The sequence below is a fragment of the Microbacterium sp. Leaf351 genome, assembly GCF_001423825.1.
GTDB classification, from domain to species: domain Bacteria; phylum Actinomycetota; class Actinomycetes; order Actinomycetales; family Microbacteriaceae; genus Microbacterium; species Microbacterium ginsengisoli.
The window spans coordinates 81,346-83,485 of sequence record NZ_LMPK01000009.1; the positions used below are offsets into that span (position 1 = coordinate 81,346).

2 protein-coding genes and 1 pseudogene are annotated in these 2,140 nt (G+C 70.7%); 2 read left to right on the forward strand and 1 reads right to left on the reverse strand.

From position 1 onward, the window contains the following. Together ASG00_RS16770 and ASG00_RS03650 are read left to right on the forward strand one after the other, a co-directional pair. Positions 1–208: pseudogene (locus tag ASG00_RS16770) on the forward strand (DUF262 domain-containing protein); the annotation flags it as partial. A 149-nt stretch (positions 209–357) separates the two neighbouring features. Next, positions 358–1,404, forward strand: a complete 1,047-nt coding sequence (locus ASG00_RS03650; RefSeq protein ID WP_045248564.1) for an NAD(P)-dependent alcohol dehydrogenase — start codon at positions 358–360, stop codon at positions 1,402–1,404. A gap of 58 nt (positions 1,405–1,462) precedes the next feature. Here the strand turns inward: ASG00_RS03650 and ASG00_RS03655 are convergent, their stop codons facing one another. Continuing rightward, on the reverse strand, positions 1,463–2,116 hold the full coding sequence (locus ASG00_RS03655; protein WP_082483034.1) for a TetR/AcrR family transcriptional regulator: 654 nt from the start codon (positions 2,114–2,116) through the stop codon (positions 1,463–1,465). Positions 2,117–2,140: the final 24 nt, after the last annotated feature.

Here is a 2,140-nt window from a genome sequence, read left to right on the forward strand (position 1 = left end):
GGTCGTGCGGTTCACCGAGCGCAACGGCGGTCCGATCTTCTCCGAGCGGGCATGGAACGGCCAGTGGGACACGATCGACGCGACCCACCACCTCTACATGGGCTGGGACTCGACCTACATGCTGCGTGCCGTGCAGGACGTGCTGCTCGAGGCCGGCATCGCGCCCGAGGTGTTCGTCAAGTACAGCTACATCGGCGCCGCGATGTGACGGATGCCGCAGCCCCGGGCCGCGGCATCCGAACTGTTCGACAGGCGTAGTCTAGTTACGACGCGCGAGCCGCACCGGCGACGCGGGCGCCGGCCCGTCGTGCACCCGCGCGCGGGCCTTCGGACTGTGACGCCTTGGAGGACGTGACGATGCGTGCTGTACGCCTGACGGCTTGGAAGACCTTCCCCACTCTCGAGGAGGTCGAGCGCCCCGAGCCCGGTCCCGGGGAGGTGCTGCTGAAGGTCGCCGGCTCCGGCGCCTGCCACAGCGATGTGTCGCTGTTCCACGACTTCGACGAGAGCACCGGCGTGTCGGGCCTCACCCCGCCGTACACCCTGGGCCACGAGACCTCGGGCTGGGTGGAGGCGGTCGGCGCCGGGGTCACCGGCTTCACCCCGGGTGACGCGTACCTCGTCTACGGACCCACCGGATGCGGCCACTGCCGCGCGTGCGTGCAGGGCGCGGAGACCTACTGCGAGAACGCGGCGACGCTGCCGTATCAGGGAATCGGCCTCGGTCGCGACGGCGGCATGGCCGAGTATGTGACGGTTCCGGCCGCGCACCTCGTGCCGCTCGGCGACGCCGATCCGGTCGCGGCCGCGCCCCTCGCAGACGCCGCCCTCACGCCCTATCACGCGATCCGGCTCGCGCTGCCGCAGTTGAACAAGGGCGGCGCGTTCGCCCTCGTCATCGGCCTGGGCGGACTCGGGCAGATCGCGGTGCAGATCCTGCGGGCTCTCACCGGTGCGACGATCATCGCGACCGACACCAAGGAGGACGCGATGACGCTCGCCGCCGAGCGTGGTGCCGTCACCGTCGCGGGCGGCGAGGGCCAGGCCGCGCGCATCCGCGAGCTCACCGGCGGGCGCGGTGTCGACGCCGTGTTCGACTTCGTGGGCGCGACTCCCACGATCGCGCTCGCACAGCAGAGCGTCGCGGTCGGAGGCCGCATCCAGGTCGTCGGCATCGCCGGCGGCACCGTGTCGTGGAACTTCTTCACGACGCCCTACGAGTCGGTCATCACGAACTCGTACTGGGGCACGGTGGCCGACCTTCACGACGTCGTCGAGATGTACCGGGCGGGTCAGATCACCCCGGATGTGCAGCGCTTCTCGCTCGACGACGCCCTCGAGGCGTACCACCTACTGCAGGACGGCAAGCTGTCCGCGCGCGCGGTCATCGTTCCGCACGCCTGAGCGCCGACACAGCGAGCGGGCGCCGGAGGGATCCGGCGCCCGCTCGTGCGTCTGCGGGTCAGTCGCGCGGGATGCCGAGCGCCGGCAGCACCACGTGGTCGATGACCGAGATGAGGAACTCGCGCGTGACCGGCTTACGCTCCATGAGCACACGGTGGGCGACCATCGCCGAACTGACGGTCGCGACGAGCTCGAGGTCGCGCCCGTCGGGGATCTCCCCACGGTCCTTCGCGCGCTGATAAAGGAAGCGGTTCGCGGCCGCGCGCGGCTCGACCAGTGCGTCGTGCGCGGCGTCGGCGAGCTCGGGAGAGCGCGAGAGCATCGAGACGATGCCCGCCATGATCTGCAGCTTGCGTTCGCCGTCTTCGATCGACGGAGCCTTGATCATGGCGACGAGGTCACCGCGCAGCGTGCCGGTGTCGGGCAGCGAGTCCTGGTCGTACGCGCCGCGCTTCATGCAGGCGACGGCGTCGATGACGAGCTCGGCCTTCGAGGGCCAGCGGCGATAGAGCGTGGCCTTGCCCGCGCGGGCCCGCGTGGCGACCATGTCGACCGTCATGCCGTCGTAGCCGGTCTCGGCGAGCACCTCGAGGGCGGCGTCGAGGATCTCCGGGTCGCGCGTGTGATCGCGCTTGCGGCCGGGCTTCACACCCTCGACATCGGACAGGTCGGGCTCGGCGAGGACGGGGTCGACGAGATCCAGCGGCGTCATCGCAGCGGTCTCCTTTCGCGGGGG

What these genes read in the sequence shown, in the direction of transcription:
- ASG00_RS03650 (WP_045248564.1), top strand. Translation starts at nt 358, where the DNA reads ATGCGTGCTGTACGCCTGACGGCTTGGAAGACCTTCCCCACTCTCGAG.
- ASG00_RS03655 (WP_082483034.1), bottom strand. Translation starts at nt 2,116, where the DNA reads ATGACGCCGCTGGATCTCGTCGACCCCGTCCTCGCCGAGCCCGACCTG.